Source organism: Pseudofrankia asymbiotica (genome assembly GCF_001983105.1).
Lineage (GTDB): Bacteria > Actinomycetota > Actinomycetes > Frankiales > Frankiaceae > Pseudofrankia > Pseudofrankia asymbiotica.
Genome location: NZ_MOMC01000049.1, coordinates 1 through 13,766, shown reverse-complemented (window position 1 = coordinate 13,766; position 13,766 = coordinate 1). Strand labels below are relative to the sequence as shown.

Sequence of the window (13,766 nt, the reverse complement as noted above, 5' to 3'; positions counted from 1 at the left end):
TAGGTTCTCATTCTTGCTGTCGTTGTGGCCCTCGCTGACCAGCGCTTCCACGGCTGTTCTCGCGGGCCTGTCGGTGGTGGGTATCTCACTGGTTCGCCATTTCCCTACCAGGCGGAGCGAGAGGCCCTCGGCGCGGGGCCTGCGATCATCGACCTGAGCACGTCGTCCGCGCCTGGYATCGTGTCGATCTCCTTCTGCACGGCGCGGGCCGCCRCCACGTACCGCGGGTCGCCGAGCAGCTGGCCTACTGCCTCGGTGATCGCGAGYGGGGTCACCACAGAGTCGTCGAGCATGAGCGCGACGCCCGCCCGCTGTGCGGCCGCGCCGTTGTCGAACTGGTCGGCGCCCTGGGGCAGCACGAGCTGGGGCAGGCCGTGTGCCAGCGTGCCGAGCAGGATCCCGGCGCCGCCCTGGGAGACGACGAGGTCGCAGCGGGGCAGCAGGAGTGCATGCGGGAGGTAACGCTCGACGAGGACGTGCGGCGGCTGTGAGCCGAAACGATCGGGAGCCACGTCGGGGCCGACGGTGACGACGAGGTTGACCGGCAGCTCGCGCAGCCCGGCGATGGCTGCCTCCAGCACTCCGGGTCGACGCTGGTGGAACACCGTGCCAAGGGTGAGGTGCATGGTGCGCTCGTACGGCAGCGCCATGAGCGCCTCGGGTAGCCGCTCGCCCGGCGCGGGCTCGCCGAGACCGGGGCGCAGCGGCCGCACCCTGCGCTCCGACGCCCCGCGCTCCGGCCTGGTCGGTGGCTGCAGGGTCGGTGGACAGATGGACAGGTAGACCGCGCCGCGATGTGCGTCGGCGAGGTCGGGCACGTCCCACTGCCTCCCGAGCTCGTCGACGCTCGCGGCGAACATCTCCCAGTCGCCGGCCGCGGCGATTCCCAGCCCGTGCACGACGTGACGGGAGTCGCCGCGAGCCGCGGCGATGGCCCCGGCGAACTCCAGTTCCTCGGACACGACGAGGTCCGGGCCCCACGCGGCGGCCAAGGGGAGCAGGTCGACGGCGCGCTGGCTGGCGGTGTGCCAGAAATACGCCGGCGAGCCGGGTGTCCCCGCCTCGGCGGACGTGGGCCCGACCGACCAGGCCGTCAGACCACGACGTGTGATGTGTTCCCCGAAGTCGGCGCCCGTGGCGACGGCAACCTCGTGCCCGGCACGCCGCGCGGCCAGCGCGAGCGGAAGCACGGTGTTGACGTGGCCGAAGAAGGGACAGGCGGTGAACAGGACCCGCATCGGCTGCTCCCTTCGCAGGCTGAGGAGGACCTCAGCGGTCCGGCCACCCCCTTGTCCGCTCGACGCGGCGGGGGCACGAGCGGCCACAGAACGCTGGCGCCACCACCGTGGCACCAGAAGCCTTCACCGCGTCTTCTGAACACACGGACCGGCGCTTCGTCGCGCGTCGCGGATCTTCCATCCGCTCGGGTGCCTTGATGTCTACGACCATCCCTCCCCCACCCGCGTCGATCAAGAGGAGGTCGGGAACGCGACGCCGATTGCGAGCACCGTCAGCTTCGATCAGGTGGAAAGGGCTGGGCGACGATCGCGATCACATCGGGGTTGAGGTCCGCCAGCATGATCCGGGGCAAACTCCAGGCGGCTCTAGTAGGCCACCAGTCGTTCCACGGTCGACGACCAGTACCAGCCCGAGTAGCGCCGCTGCCCCTTCCGCCAACGGCAATCCGCCGACGACCTCATCTGCGGTCAGCAGGTCCAACGTCGTGTCGACGACCGGGCCGCTGTCGGCGCGGTACCGCACCCGCGTCCGGCGGGTCTGCGGCCCAAGATCGGTCGACATGGCGCCGATCTTCCTTCGTCGACCAGACGACCTCTGCCCTACGCGCCGACGGCTCTCTCACCTACATGTCGGAGACGACATGTAGGTGACATCCCATCTGAGAAACCGACAGGTGTTTTGAGAACCTACATCCTATCGGCGGTCAGTTCGCCATGTCGACGAAGCGGGAGTAGTGGCCCTGGAAGGCGACCGTGACGGTACCGGTCGGACCGTTACGGTGCTTGGCGATGATCAGGTCGGCCTCGCCTGCCCGGGCTGATTCCTTCTCGACGGTGTCCTCGCGGTACAGGAGGATCACCGCGTCGGCGTCCTGTTCCAAGCTGCCGGACTCGCGAAGGTCGGAGACCTGGGGGCGCTTGTCCGCGCGCTGTTCGGAGGCGCGGTTGAGCTGTGAGATCGCGACGACGGGGACCTCCAGCTCCTTGGCGAGCAGCTTCAGCGAGCGGGAGATCTCGCTGACCTCCTGCTGGCGGCTCTCCACCCTCTTCGGCGACGACATGAGCTGCAGGTAGTCGAGGATGACCAGCCGCAGCTCGTTGCGCTGGCGCAGCCGGCGCGCCTTCGCCCGGATCTCCATCATCGTCAGGTGCGGGCTGTCGTCGATGAACAGCGGTGCCTCGGCGACCTCGCCCATCCGCCGGGCCAGCCGCGCCCAGTCGTCGTCGGTCAGCCGGCCTGTCCGGATGTTCTGCAGCGAGACCCGCGCCTCCGCCGACAGCAGCCGCATGGTGATCTCCATCCGGCTCATCTCCAGCGAGAAGATGACAGACGTCATTCCATGCTTGATGGACGCCGCTCGCGCGAAGTCGAGGCCCAGGGTCGACTTTCCGACCGCGGGCCGGGCGGCGACGATCCAGAGCTGGCCGGCGTGGAGGCCGTTGGTGAGCTCATCCAGGTCGGTGAAGCCGGTAGGGACGCCGGTGAGGGCGCCCTCGTGGCCGGCGATCGCCTCGATCTCCTCGAGGGCCGGGTTGAGCAGGTCACCCAGCGGCGAGTAGTCCTCGGTGGTACGGCGCTCGGTGACCTCGTAGACGGCGGCCTGGGCGCGGTCGACCAGCTCGTCGACATCCTGCGCCGGGCCGAACGCGAGCTGCACTATGCGCGTGCCGGCCTCGGCGAGCCTGCGCAGCACGGCCTTCTCGGCGACGATCCTGGCGTAGTAGCCCGCGTTCGCGGCGGTCGGCACGCTGGAGATCAGCGTGTGCAGGTAGCCGGGGCCGCCGACGCGGTCCAACAGGTCGCGCCGGCCGAGCTCCGCGGCGACACTGACCGTGTCGGCCGGTTCGCCGCGGCCATAGAGGTCGCCCACGACCTCGAACACCGTGGCGTGCGCCGGCCGGTAGAAGTCGCCGGCGCGCACGACCTCGATGACGTCTGCCACCGCGTCCTTGGACAGCATCATGCCGCCGAGCACGCTCTGCTCGGCCAGGATGTCGTGCGGGGGCGTCCGGTCGAACTCGACGGGCTGGCCGCCATTGCGCGAGATGTCAGTGACCGTCACTCGCCTCACCCCCCGTCTACGATCTTCTCGCACGGCACTGACGGTGCCTCGCACCGCTCTCCGCCGCTCCCTGCGGCCCAGGCCAGGCCGGCCCGGGTCAGAGCTGGCCCAGGTCAGAGCCACTCTTCGAACATATGTTCGATCGAATGGCTGCCCACTGTCAAGGAGGAGCGTCGGGATGGCCACAGTTACGTCAAGTAGAGAAGGTACGTGCGCCTTCCCCGCGCATCACGCTCGGCACTCCGTAGCGATCCCTGAATGGCTGACTTTAGGGAACGCGGGCACCGTGCGGCAAAAAGTTATCCACAGGGATGTGTGGAAAACCTGTGGGYAACGCCGGTGCAGCCTGGGGAGGACCTCGGGACGACGGCCGATGAGCTGTGGATGGACCAGCCCCGTACCGCCCTGGATCGCCTGTCAGGCTGGGCTTCCGTCCTGGCGCCCTGTGGATACAAAAAAGCTCGCCCAAGTCTCCGAATAAGTTCCCCACCCGGGAAACGACCCCTTACGAGGACCATGGGTGGCTCACGTGACGCGTCAGCTCCGACGTCTGAGGACACCAACAGTGACGCCGCACGACACCGTCGGTGAGGTCGGAGGACGCCTCCGGACCGGGCCCGGAGACGGCGATGCCCGGTGCCCCGGACTTCCGGGACACCGGGCAGGTGTCTGGCTATGGTCACGCCTCGCCGCGTACTCGGTCGCGCCGTGCTTGCGTCGCGGACGCCTCAGTTGAGGCCCGCTTGTCCACATCCGACTGATCCGAGGTCTGCCTGCCGGCCGGGCCCGAGGATCCAGCCGGGTATCAGACGAGACATGCCGGTCCGACGATCGCGTGACCGCCGCCGCGAGTCAGGCCGCGACGAGTCACGCCCTCGCGAGTCAGGCCGCGGCGACCTTGACGGTCAGCTGGGCGGTCACCTCGGGGTGCAGGTACACCGCCACGGTGTGCTGACCGACAGCCTTGATCGGCGAGGTCAGCTGGACCTTCCGCTTGTCCAGCGCCGGGCCACCCGCCTTCGCCACGGCGTCCGTGACGTCGCCGGCGGTGATCGAGCCGAAGAGCCGGCCCTCCTTGCCCGCTCGGCTGGTCAGCGTCACGGACAGCGCCTTGAGCTGCGCGGCGATCTCCTGCGCGTGCCCCAGGTCGCGGACCTCCCGGGCCGACCTGGCCCGCTTGATCTGCTCGACCTGGCGCTCGATGCCGCGGGTCGCGACGATCGCGAACTGCTGCGGGACGAGGTAGTTGCGGCCGTAGCCGTCGGCCACCTCGACGATGTCGCCGGGGCTGCCGAGGCCCGGCACCTCCTGGGTGAGAACGAGCTTCATGTCGGCGTCACCCTCCTCAGCGCGCGGTCGAGGTGTAGGGCAGCAGCGCCATCTCGCGGCTGTTCTTCACCGCGATGGCGACGTCCCGCTGGTGCTGGCTGCAGTTGCCGGTCACCCGACGGGCGCGGATCTTGCCGCGGTCCGAGATGAACTTGCGCAGCAGCGAGGTGTCCTTGTAGTCGATGTAGTCGGTCTTGTCCTTGCAGAAGACGCAAACCTTCTTCTTCGGCTTGCGCACAGCCGCCTTGGGCATGGTTGTGCACTCCTAGATTGCAGACAAAGTCAGATGAGCGTCCCGGGCACCCTCGAGGACGCGAAGCGCCTTCGAGGTCCGGGCCGGCCCCGGACCGGCATCGTGGCCCCGAGCAGGCCGCCCCAAAGGGCGGCGGGCAGGGTCAGCCGGGTCGGCGCGCCCTGGCCCGAACGCCTGGGCACCACGAACAGGGCTAGAAGGGCGGCTCGTCGGAGTATCCGCCGGCCGGCTGCGACCAGGGGTCGTCGACGGCGCCGCCGGAGTAGCCGCCCCCGGAGGAGGAGGAGCCACCGCCAGCACCGCCGCGGTAACCACTGCCACCGCCGGCGCTACCGGCACCGGCACCGGCACCGGCACCGGCACCGCCGGCACCACCGCCGCTGTAGCCACCGCTGGCGCCGTTACCGCCGGCACCACCACCACCACCACCGCGGTATCCGCCGTCCGGCGGGCCGTCGTAGCCACCGCCACCGCCGGCACCGCCGCCGCGCGCCGCGCGGACGACCTTGGCGGTCGCGTATCGCAGCGACGGGCCGATCTCATCGACGTCAAGCTCGATGACAGTACGTTTGTCGCCCTCGCGGGTGTCGAACGAGCGCTGCTTGAGCCGACCCTGGACGATGACGCGAGCGCCCTTGGTCAGCGACTCCGCGACGTGCTCGGCCGCCTGCCGCCAGATCGAGCAGCGCAGGAACAGCGGTTCGCCGTCCTTCCACTCGTTGGTGGCCCGGTCGAGCGTGCGCGGCGTGGATGCGACCGTGAAGCTCGCGACAGCCGCCCCGTTCGCGGTGAATCGGAGCTCCGGGTCGCTGGTCAGATTGCCGACGACAGTGATGACGGTCTCACCGGCCATGGGATGTACCCCCTGTCCCGCGGATGTGTCAGGCGGCCGGCCGACGGGCGGCGCGCGGCTTCTTCGCTTCGGGCAGTCGGATGACCTTGGTGCGGATAACCGACTCGTTGAGCGTGAGCTGACGGTCGAGCTCGGCGACGACGTCCGGCTCGGCGTGCAGATCGATGACGGCGTAGATGCCCTCGTGGCTCTTACGGATCTCGTAGGAGAGCCGGCGGCGGCCCCACACGTCGACCTTCTCCACCGCGCCGCCGCCATTGCGGACGACGGAGAGGAACTGGTCGAGGGACGGCGCGACGGTGCGCTCCTCAAGATCTGGATCGAGGATGACCATCAGCTCGTAGTGACGTGCCAAGGCTGAACCCACCTCCTGTGGACTCGGCGGCCACGGGCTTCGCCCGTGGCAGGAGGGAAAATGATGCGCGTTCCTGGTTCCGCGCCCTACTGCTACGTCCCGGTACTGGAACATCCCTGGTACTGGAACCCATGGTGGGCCGCGGAGAAGAACGTGCCGACGGCGTCCGCCATAGGACGAGCACCGTGCCGCGTTGAGCTTACTCGACGTGCTCGCCGGCCCCGCCGGACAGGTCACCGCGGCCGGCGGGCTGGCGGTCCGCCACCGGCCCGTGCCACACCGTGCGCGCCCACCCCCAGGCGACCGCGAGCAGACCGACGAGCGCGAGCAGGACGAGCAGACCGCGCAGGTGCCGTCCGGGAGACGGGTCGACGGCCGCCAGCACGATGACGCACAACACCGCGGCGGCCGCCCCGCCGGCAAGCGGATAGGCCAGCGCGTTCGAGGCCCGTTCGCCGTCGCCAGCCGGGCCGGTCCGGCCGGCCTGGGCGGCTTGGCCAGGCGTGCCGGCGGGCGCGTCGACCGTGCCAGGCTCGCCGGACGTCGCACCGGTCAGCCCGCGCCCGTGGGCAGCCGAATCGTGGATGTCCCGCCCGTCGGCACCGCCGACAGGGGCACCCGTCTGGGCGTCGGCGCCGCCAGCCGGGCGGCCTTCTGGGTCGCCGCCTGTACTCATCGTCCCCATCCTGGCGCACTCGCGGCACGATCCGCCTCGTCGTGGCCCTATCGGCGGGGCGCGCCCTCCGACCGATGGCTCCCGGACCACTCGCGTACCCGGCGCTCCCGGCGATGACCGTCACCGTGAGTTACCGTCCGCGCGACGCCGGCACGCGCGGCCGGGACGACGCGGAAAGACGACGCGGGTAAGGAGTGGCTACGGCGGTGGCGACCTCCCACCGGGCGCGTCCGGCACACCGGGCGCGTCCGGCACACCGGGCGCGTCCGGCACCCGCCGAGGACGAGACGCCGGTGATGCCGCACTCGGCACAGGCCGCGGCCGCGCTGCTCGCCGGAGCCGTCGTCGTCGGGTTCGTCCTGGTGGCCGGTGGCGCGTTGGCACCGGCGAACGCCGGCCCCGACGCCTCGGGGCGGTTCGCCCGGCATCCGGCGTCGACGGTGGCCGTCGTGCCGCCGCCACCGTCCGCCGCGCCCGCGCCCGGTCCGACCCGCGGGCCGGCGACGCGGCCTCCGCCGCCGAAACGGCTGCCCGCGGTGGCGCTGCCCGCGGTGGCACCGAGACCGGCTCGCGCCAGCGGCTCGCCGGCGCCCGGCCAGCCTGACCTACCTTGATCGGCCCCGACAGGCACGCTCGCCGGCGAGACAGGACCCGTCAGTCGACCCAGCGTCCCTGGGTGAAGGCGACCACGAAGACGGCCATCACCGGACCGGACAGCCACAGGTAGGCGGGCGCCGCCCTCGGAAACCGAGCGGCGAGCCGCGCGAACAGCAGGTAGACCGGGAACGCGACCAACATCGTGCGCACGCCCGAGGCGTAGTAGTTGGTCGCGGCCATCAGGAGCGTCGCCGTGCCGACGAACGTCGCCTCCGCCCACCGGCGGCTGTACAGCAACGCGATCGTCACCACGACGCCCAGGACGACGGCGAGCAGCTCCGCCCGCCAGAACCAGGTGAAGGTCGTCGAGCCGTCCGCCCCGGGGAAGGCCGACCCCCAGGTCGTGCTCCAGCCCGACCATGGCCAGTCGACCCAGCGGTGCCAGCCCTCGCGCATCGCGGCCGTGTAGGCGTTCCATTCCCCGGTCTTGCCATGCAGGTACCAGAGGAAGCCGAACACCGGCAGGGGCGGGAGCGCCAGTGACAGCGCCGGCCGCGCCAGCACCGGCGCGCCGATCCGCCGGCGTTCGACGACGTACAGGACGACCAGCCCACACCACAGCGGGATGCCGGTGACCCGGGTCCCGGTGGCGCAGGCGGCGAGCGCACCGGCGAGCCACCATCGTTCGCGCCGGGCCGCGAGCCACGAGGTGCTCGCGAACGCCAGGAACAGCGCCTCGGAGTAGCCGGCGAACAGGAACACGGCGTACGGCGCGAAGATCATCGCCAGCACCGCCGCGCGGCCGGCGGCGGGGCCGCCGTCGTCCGCGGCCAGCCGCCAGATCGCCGCCGACGCGACCGCTCCGGCCAGGAACACCACGATCAGTCCCGCGATGATCCAGTTCGGCACGACGAAATGGACCAGCCGGATCGCGAGCGGGAAGGCGGGGAAGTCGACCTCGGTCTTGTCGGAGTAGCGCGGCGAGACGTAGCCGTAGTGCGCGACCTTGGTGAACAGGCCGACGTCCCAGCGGTCCCACAGCTCGGTGAACGTGGGCACCTTGCCCATCGCGCCCTCGACCGCGACCCGCGCGGCGGCCAGCGACAGCAGCGCGACCGCCACCCGGCTGGCGAACCACAGCGGCAGCGTCGCCCGCGCCGCCTCAGGCAGCCGGGCCCACAGGTCGCTCGCGGACGACGCCAGCCGTGCCAGTGAACTCACCGGGCCGGGCGGACTCACCCGACTCTCCGCACTAGGCGGACCAGGCGGACCCGGCGCACCAGGCGCACCAGGCGCACCAGGCGCACCAGGCGCACCAGGCGCACTCATGGAATCCCGCGGACTCATCGGATCCCGCGGGCGCAGGGGTCTCACTGGGGTTCGGGATCAGCCCGGCGCGGCCGGAACAACGCGCCCGGCTCCAGAATGTCCTCGTCGGGCGGGCCGCTGGCGCCGCCGCCTCCGCCTTCGTCGGGTCGCCCGCGCTCGTCGGCGCCCGTCGCCACGTCCGGCGCCGCGTCCGACGCGGCATCCGCCCAGAGGTCACCGGACCCGGACGGGTCGGCGATGACCTCACCGACGAGGACCCGCCGCGTCGGCCGCCGATATGGGCCGAACACGTCGGCGGCTCCGTCCAGCACACCGCCGGCCGGGTCGTCCACGCCGCTGGCCCGCACGACGTCAAGCTCGGGACGCAGGATCTCGCGGACGATCAGGCCCGCGAGCACCAGCAGCACAAGGTCACGCAGCGCGACCGCGCCGACGAACCAGCCGCGGGAGACCCCGCGCACGCCATTGGTGTCGTTGTAGATGAAGTGCATGAACCGCATGAACAGCAGGTAGACCTCGGCGGCCTGCCAGACCAGGAAGGCACGCCACCTGGGCCTCGCCAGCGCGTACAGCGGCAGCAGCCACAGCGTGTACTGCGGCGAGAACACCTTGTTGGTCACCAGGAACGCGACGACGAGCAGGAACAGGACCTGCGGCAGGCGCGGGCGACGCGGCGCGAACCAGCACAGCGCGGCGATCGCGGCGATCGCGGCGAGCAGCGCGACCATCGTGATGGCGTTCAGCACCGACACCGGTATGCCGTGGTCGCGCACCGCCGTCAGCAGGACCGGCGTGACGACGACCACGACCAGCCAGCCGGCGGCGCCCACGGCCAGCGTGGTCCCGCGGACGCCGTCGATCATGCCTGTCGAGGCGCCGCCCGTGCCGCCGGACGCGTCCCGCGCCGCGTCGTCGTCCCCCGCCTCGGCCCAGCGCGCGCGTACCCACGGGCCGGCGGTGACGGCGGCGAGGCCGACTGTGGCCAGCACGATGACGATCAGATGCGGGCCGCCGAACCAACCCGGGTCATACGCACCGGCCAGCCACTGCACGGCGAACGCGAGCGAGTCCCAGTCGGCGGGGCGATGCTCGTTGAGGTCGATGAAGCGCGCCACCGCGTTCTGGGCACCGTCGGCATGCCCGTCGAGCATGCCGAACCAGCCACCGGACCCCAGCGACGACAGGATGCCGCCGTGCGTCCGGTGGTCACCGGTGAAGTAGCCGGCGACGAGGTACGTCGGCAGCACGACGGCGGCGACGGTCACCGCGGTGGCGGCGACCGCGCGGCCGAAGGCGCGCAGCTGGCCGGTACGCAGGCACAACACACCGATCGCGACCAGGAAGAACACCGGGTAGAGCTTGGTGGCCACCCCGAGGCCGAGCAGGATGCCGGCGGCCACCGGCGCCCGTCTGGACCAGGCGTAGATGGCCACGGCCCCGAACGCGACCGCGACGATGTCCCAGTTCGTCAGCAGGTGCAGCACCATCGTCGGCGCGAGCGCGAACAGCGCCGCGTCCCAGACCCGCCGCCTCCCGGCGGTCTTGGCGACGGCGACGACCGCGACGACCGCGAAGCAGAGGAAGAGCAGCGCGGTCAGGTCGTAGAACAGCGCGGAGCGGGCGTCGATGGTCCAGTGGTCGATGACCTGCTCGCCGTTCTCGGTCCGGTAGACCGGCTTCTGCGGCGGAGCGATATGCGATACGGCGGCGACCACTTCCATGGTCGCGCCGATCAGCGGCGGGTACTCGGTCGGGTAGTCCAGGAAGGGGACCTTGCCGTCCTTCAGGCCCTCCTGCGAGTAGAGCGCGACGACGTCCGAGTAGCACATCCGCGTGTACTGGTACTCGTGCGTCCAGTTCCGGGTGTCGCGGCAGGTCGACTTCTGCGCGTAGCCAAGGCCGCAGACGACGATCGTCAGCGCGAGCAACACCCGCACCGGCGTCCACCAGGTCCGCCGGTCGGGCAGCACGGCATGCCGCCCCGGCGGCCCGCCGATGAGCTCGCTCGCGCCCCGCGCCACCGGGTCCTCGAGGCTCGGGCTCACCGCCTCGTCCGTCGGGCGATCTCGTACCGCCTCGCGCGCCGTCATCATCGTCGCCGTCCGGTCCGAGACCGGCACGTCGGGCGGCGTCATCCGGGCCGCCTCATCCGCGCACCGCTGTCATGCGCCTATTGTGGTACACACCCTCGCTCACCTGTCGCTTCGGGTTGCTCACCACCAGGGACGCGTTGGCTGCCCGGCAGCGGCGGAACGGACCCCTATTACCAGACCGCCGCAAATCCCACCAGGGCAAACGCGACACAAACGATCATGACTGTGACAGCCAGTCGACGTCGGAGACGCCGGCGATCTATGTCAAGACGCATTCGCCGAACAAAGTCAGGTGGTGCCGCGAGATCCCACCTGGAGATCGGCGCCGCATTCCTAAGGTTATTCTCGATGTCATCCGTCGTGAGCATTCCGTGTCTTTCTCCGGTTCTAAGAAGGCCAAGGTCAGCATGTGAACGGCGAGTTCACCCATGCTCAGTCCCACTCAACCGTTCCGAATTTCGTCAGACTGGCACGCCCTTTTCGTGACGTGCAGGTGCACAATCCACAAGGAACGGTCCGGTTCCAGTCACCACTACTCACGACCGTCAGGGCTTGGCTGTGCGATCCACCTGTCCGAATCCGGTCGCCCTGGTCGGGGCGCTGGCCGGGCAGTCCAGGTTGGCCGCCTTGGCCTTGGCGTCGATGCTGGGTTTGTCGGTAAACCGAGYGCACAGGCGCGCCAGCGCATCCTGGCAATCGCCGCCGAGAGGCCCGGTAGCGTTGCGCTGCTCGAAGAACTACAGCGTCGACGGCGTGGATCTCTGCCGCGCCGGTACCGCGGCTTCCGGTGCCGCGGTCAGCGGTGGTCAGTCCGGTAGGCGCAGGCCGGGTGGGCAGTCGCCGGAGATGGATGGGGTGAGGACCGGTGTCGGCGTCGGCGCCGGGCCACCGCGGCCGGGATCAAGGACGACCTGGAACAAGGGCGCCTGTATGTGCCCGATGTGATTGTCAGGGCCAAGCTGCGCGTAGACGTGGACACCGGCGGGCCACTCTTTCACGTAGGGYCAACTCGACGGCACAATCTTTGTCCCGTAGACGGAATAGGTCGGCGGAGCACATGTGAGATCGACCATGGTGACGCCCTGCCTGGTGAGCCGTGCCAACAGAGCTGTCAGTTCCTCGATCGGGTCTCTGCCTGTCGGGATATGCGCGATGACGATGACCTGCGCCGGAGTGGTCTCGGAGCCCATGATCGGGATATGCGAGACCTGCGTGGCACCGGGAACAATAGGCTTTGTGTATATGGGGTCATTTTTCAGATCGGCGAGCTTGGCCTTTTCCAGCTCGCTGGGCTTCTCATCCGGCACGACGGTGCAGCCGGCGGCCGCGACGACAGCCGCCAGAGCCCATAGAACGAACGAGTAGCACCCGCCGCCGAAGCCTGTGCGACTGCCGCCTCGGGTGGTATGGAGCCTGATCCGGTACCGCGTCTTCCCAGGAGGCGGGACCGGTGATCGCGAGCGCTGGTCCTCAGAGGTACGCATCGTCACAGGGCCGCGTTGATGAGCGACGCGAAGGCCCCATGGCCAGTGGCATCCGGATGGAGTGTTCCCTTTTCCAGGACGGTGAGGGCGTTGATCCATTCCTGCGAATGATCAGGGACGCATGCCTCGTGGGCCGGCGGGCCGGCGAAGGTGCTCGTCGGGTTGACGAATACGGCGCCGACGTTGGCGGCTGTCACGGCCTGCTGGGTCACGGAGTTGAGGAGGTCGGTCATCTGAGCGAACCACTGCCGCATTGGGACGTTCGTGAGGCCACAGGCAATGTCGGCGCTGACCGCGAGGCCGGTCGTCATGGGATGTGGATATCCGAGAACGACGATCTGGGCGTTGGGCGCGAGCGTATGGATATTCTGATAGAGCTGCGTCAGCGGAGTCAGGAGGTTATTGATGACATCTGGCTCGGAGTCCACCAGCGGATCCGAATCGCCGTCGAGGTGGAAGCCGGGGTCCAGGCAGAAAGTAACAGAAAGCGGATCAATGCAGGCAGAAACGACTTTGGCGAAACGAGCGTCGTTCCCGCCGATCGATATCGTGACGAGGGTCGTGTTCTCGTCGGCCCAGCCGGTCCTCAGCTGCGGCATCTCGTTCTGCGGATAGGTGACGTCGCTGGTGCTCCTGACGTCGCTGATGATCGCGCCGCCGCAGGCGACGAAGTGGAACTCGTTGTTTCCGGGTGCTGGCCGATCTGCGTCGAGAAGACGGTAGTGGGATAGGCCTGAGGGCTTCGGTGGCAGTCGTCGTTGCCGTAGTACGGCTCGACGCCCTGGCCGGCCGAGTAGGAGTCGCCCAGGGCGACGTAGTCGACCGCGGGCTTGCTGGACGGCGTGAACGCGACAGCGTCCCAGGACACGTCGACGGCGACGGGGTTGTTGTTGTCGTCGTGCCAGTCCCGGTCCGTCACGTTCGACAGCGACACCGACGCGCCGGCGCTCAGCTGGTACGAACCAAGATCGAACCACACATCCTTTTCCCAGTGTTGGTTGACCGCACGGGTCTTGACGGTACCCGTCCCCATGTTGATCTTATAGAGCACCTGGCGGGAGTCGGCCCCGTTCTCGGGAATATGCACCCAGATCCGCCGCCAACCGATCACGCCAGAGGGCAATGGCCATAGGTTAAATGATCCTTTGGAGGTTTGAGGGATGGTTGGTCATCGGAAGTCGAGGCAGTGCAGTTCGAGGCGGTGGGTGACGGCTCGGGTGGGTGGATCGTCGGGCTTGCGGCGGGGGTAGTCGCTGGGTCTGCGGGTCCTGCGGGGTGCGGTGCGGTCGGGGCGGGTCCGGATGGTCTGGCGGGGGTCGAGGATCTCGAGGAGGAACGCGAGGAGTGCCTGGTCAGGGGGAAAAGGCCGCGGTCCGGATGGAGTCGGACGCGGCGGCGAGGGCGCGGCGGAAGCTGATCTTTTCGGGTGGGGTGCCGGTGGTGTCGGCGGCGACACCGATGAGGCGGGCGAGTGCCTGGTAGACGGCGAACAGGGC

General features: G+C 69.7%; 13 protein-coding genes. 1 reads left to right on the top strand and 12 read right to left on the bottom strand.

What is annotated here, in order from left to right; genetic code table 11:
* Nucleotides 1-104: 104 nt before the first annotated feature.
* From BL253_RS24025 to BL253_RS40440, 7 genes are all read right to left on the bottom strand, one after another.
* The gene (locus BL253_RS24025) at nt 105-1,238 is read right to left on the bottom strand and encodes a glycosyltransferase (protein ID WP_076819380.1); all 1,134 of its coding nucleotides are present in this window, start codon (nt 1,236-1,238) and stop codon (nt 105-107) included.
* Between the two features lie 704 nt (nt 1,239-1,942).
* Nucleotides 1,943-3,301, bottom strand: coding sequence for a replicative DNA helicase (gene dnaB, locus BL253_RS24020; protein WP_076819379.1), 1,359 nt, complete (start codon nt 3,299-3,301; stop codon nt 1,943-1,945).
* Between the two features lie 882 nt (nt 3,302-4,183).
* Nucleotides 4,184-4,630, bottom strand: coding sequence for a 50S ribosomal protein L9 (rplI, locus tag BL253_RS24015; RefSeq protein WP_076819378.1), 447 nt, complete (start codon nt 4,628-4,630; stop codon nt 4,184-4,186).
* A gap of 16 nt (nt 4,631-4,646) precedes the next feature.
* Nucleotides 4,647-4,883, bottom strand: a complete 237-nt coding sequence (gene rpsR, locus BL253_RS24010; protein ID WP_071053408.1) for a 30S ribosomal protein S18 — start codon at nt 4,881-4,883, stop codon at nt 4,647-4,649.
* Between the two features lie 193 nt (nt 4,884-5,076).
* On the bottom strand, nt 5,077-5,736 hold the full coding sequence (locus tag BL253_RS24005; RefSeq protein WP_076819377.1) for a single-stranded DNA-binding protein: 660 nt from the start codon (nt 5,734-5,736) through the stop codon (nt 5,077-5,079).
* 28 nt (nt 5,737-5,764) lie between these two features.
* The gene (gene rpsF, locus BL253_RS24000) at nt 5,765-6,091 is read right to left on the bottom strand and encodes a 30S ribosomal protein S6 (RefSeq protein ID WP_274535246.1); all 327 of its coding nucleotides are present in this window, start codon (nt 6,089-6,091) and stop codon (nt 5,765-5,767) included.
* A 199-nt stretch (nt 6,092-6,290) separates the two neighbouring features.
* Complete coding sequence (locus BL253_RS40440) at nt 6,291-6,767, bottom strand: hypothetical protein (protein WP_076819375.1); 477 nt, start codon at nt 6,765-6,767, stop codon at nt 6,291-6,293.
* A gap of 206 nt (nt 6,768-6,973) precedes the next feature.
* On the opposite strand from BL253_RS40440, the gene BL253_RS23990 reads away from it, so the two are divergent.
* A complete protein-coding gene (locus BL253_RS23990; protein WP_131831555.1) occupies nt 6,974-7,381 on the top strand; it encodes a hypothetical protein in 408 nt (135 codons plus the stop codon).
* A gap of 40 nt (nt 7,382-7,421) precedes the next feature.
* Here the strand turns inward: BL253_RS23990 and BL253_RS23985 are convergent, their stop codons facing one another.
* From BL253_RS23985 to BL253_RS43980, 5 genes are all read right to left on the bottom strand, one after another.
* A complete protein-coding gene (locus tag BL253_RS23985; RefSeq protein WP_420801707.1) occupies nt 7,422-8,738 on the bottom strand; it encodes a hypothetical protein in 1,317 nt (438 codons plus the stop codon).
* Nucleotides 8,735-10,828 (bottom strand): glycosyltransferase family 87 protein, encoded by a 2,094-nt coding sequence (locus tag BL253_RS23980; RefSeq protein ID WP_081438628.1) that lies wholly within the window; start codon nt 10,826-10,828, stop codon nt 8,735-8,737. The genes BL253_RS23985 and BL253_RS23980 overlap by 4 nt, the downstream gene beginning before the upstream one ends.
* A gap of 764 nt (nt 10,829-11,592) precedes the next feature.
* On the bottom strand, nt 11,593-12,276 hold the full coding sequence (locus BL253_RS23975) for a hypothetical protein (protein WP_131831554.1): 684 nt from the start codon (nt 12,274-12,276) through the stop codon (nt 11,593-11,595).
* Entirely contained in the window at nt 12,273-12,917 is a 645-nt protein-coding gene (locus BL253_RS23970) for an SGNH/GDSL hydrolase family protein (RefSeq protein WP_241835074.1), read from the bottom strand. Before BL253_RS23970 ends, BL253_RS23975 begins: the two co-directional genes overlap by 4 nt.
* Nucleotides 12,857-13,381: a golvesin C-terminal-like domain-containing protein gene (locus BL253_RS43980; protein ID WP_476644122.1), complete on the bottom strand. Its 525-nt coding sequence runs from the start codon at nt 13,379-13,381 to the stop codon at nt 12,857-12,859. Before BL253_RS43980 ends, BL253_RS23970 begins: the two co-directional genes overlap by 61 nt.
* Nucleotides 13,382-13,766: the final 385 nt, after the last annotated feature.

What these genes read in the sequence shown, in the direction of transcription:
- rplI (WP_076819378.1), bottom strand. Translation starts at nt 4,630, where the DNA reads ATGAAGCTCGTTCTCACCCAGGAGGTGCCGGGCCTCGGCAGCCCCGGC.
- rpsR (WP_071053408.1), bottom strand. Translation starts at nt 4,883, where the DNA reads ATGCCCAAGGCGGCTGTGCGCAAGCCGAAGAAGAAGGTTTGCGTCTTC.
- BL253_RS24005 (WP_076819377.1), bottom strand. Translation starts at nt 5,736, where the DNA reads ATGGCCGGTGAGACCGTCATCACTGTCGTCGGCAATCTGACCAGCGAC.
- BL253_RS40440 (WP_076819375.1), bottom strand. Translation starts at nt 6,767, where the DNA reads ATGAGTACAGGCGGCGACCCAGAAGGCCGCCCGGCTGGCGGCGCCGAC.
- BL253_RS23980 (WP_081438628.1), bottom strand. Translation starts at nt 10,828, where the DNA reads ATGACGCCGCCCGACGTGCCGGTCTCGGACCGGACGGCGACGATGATG.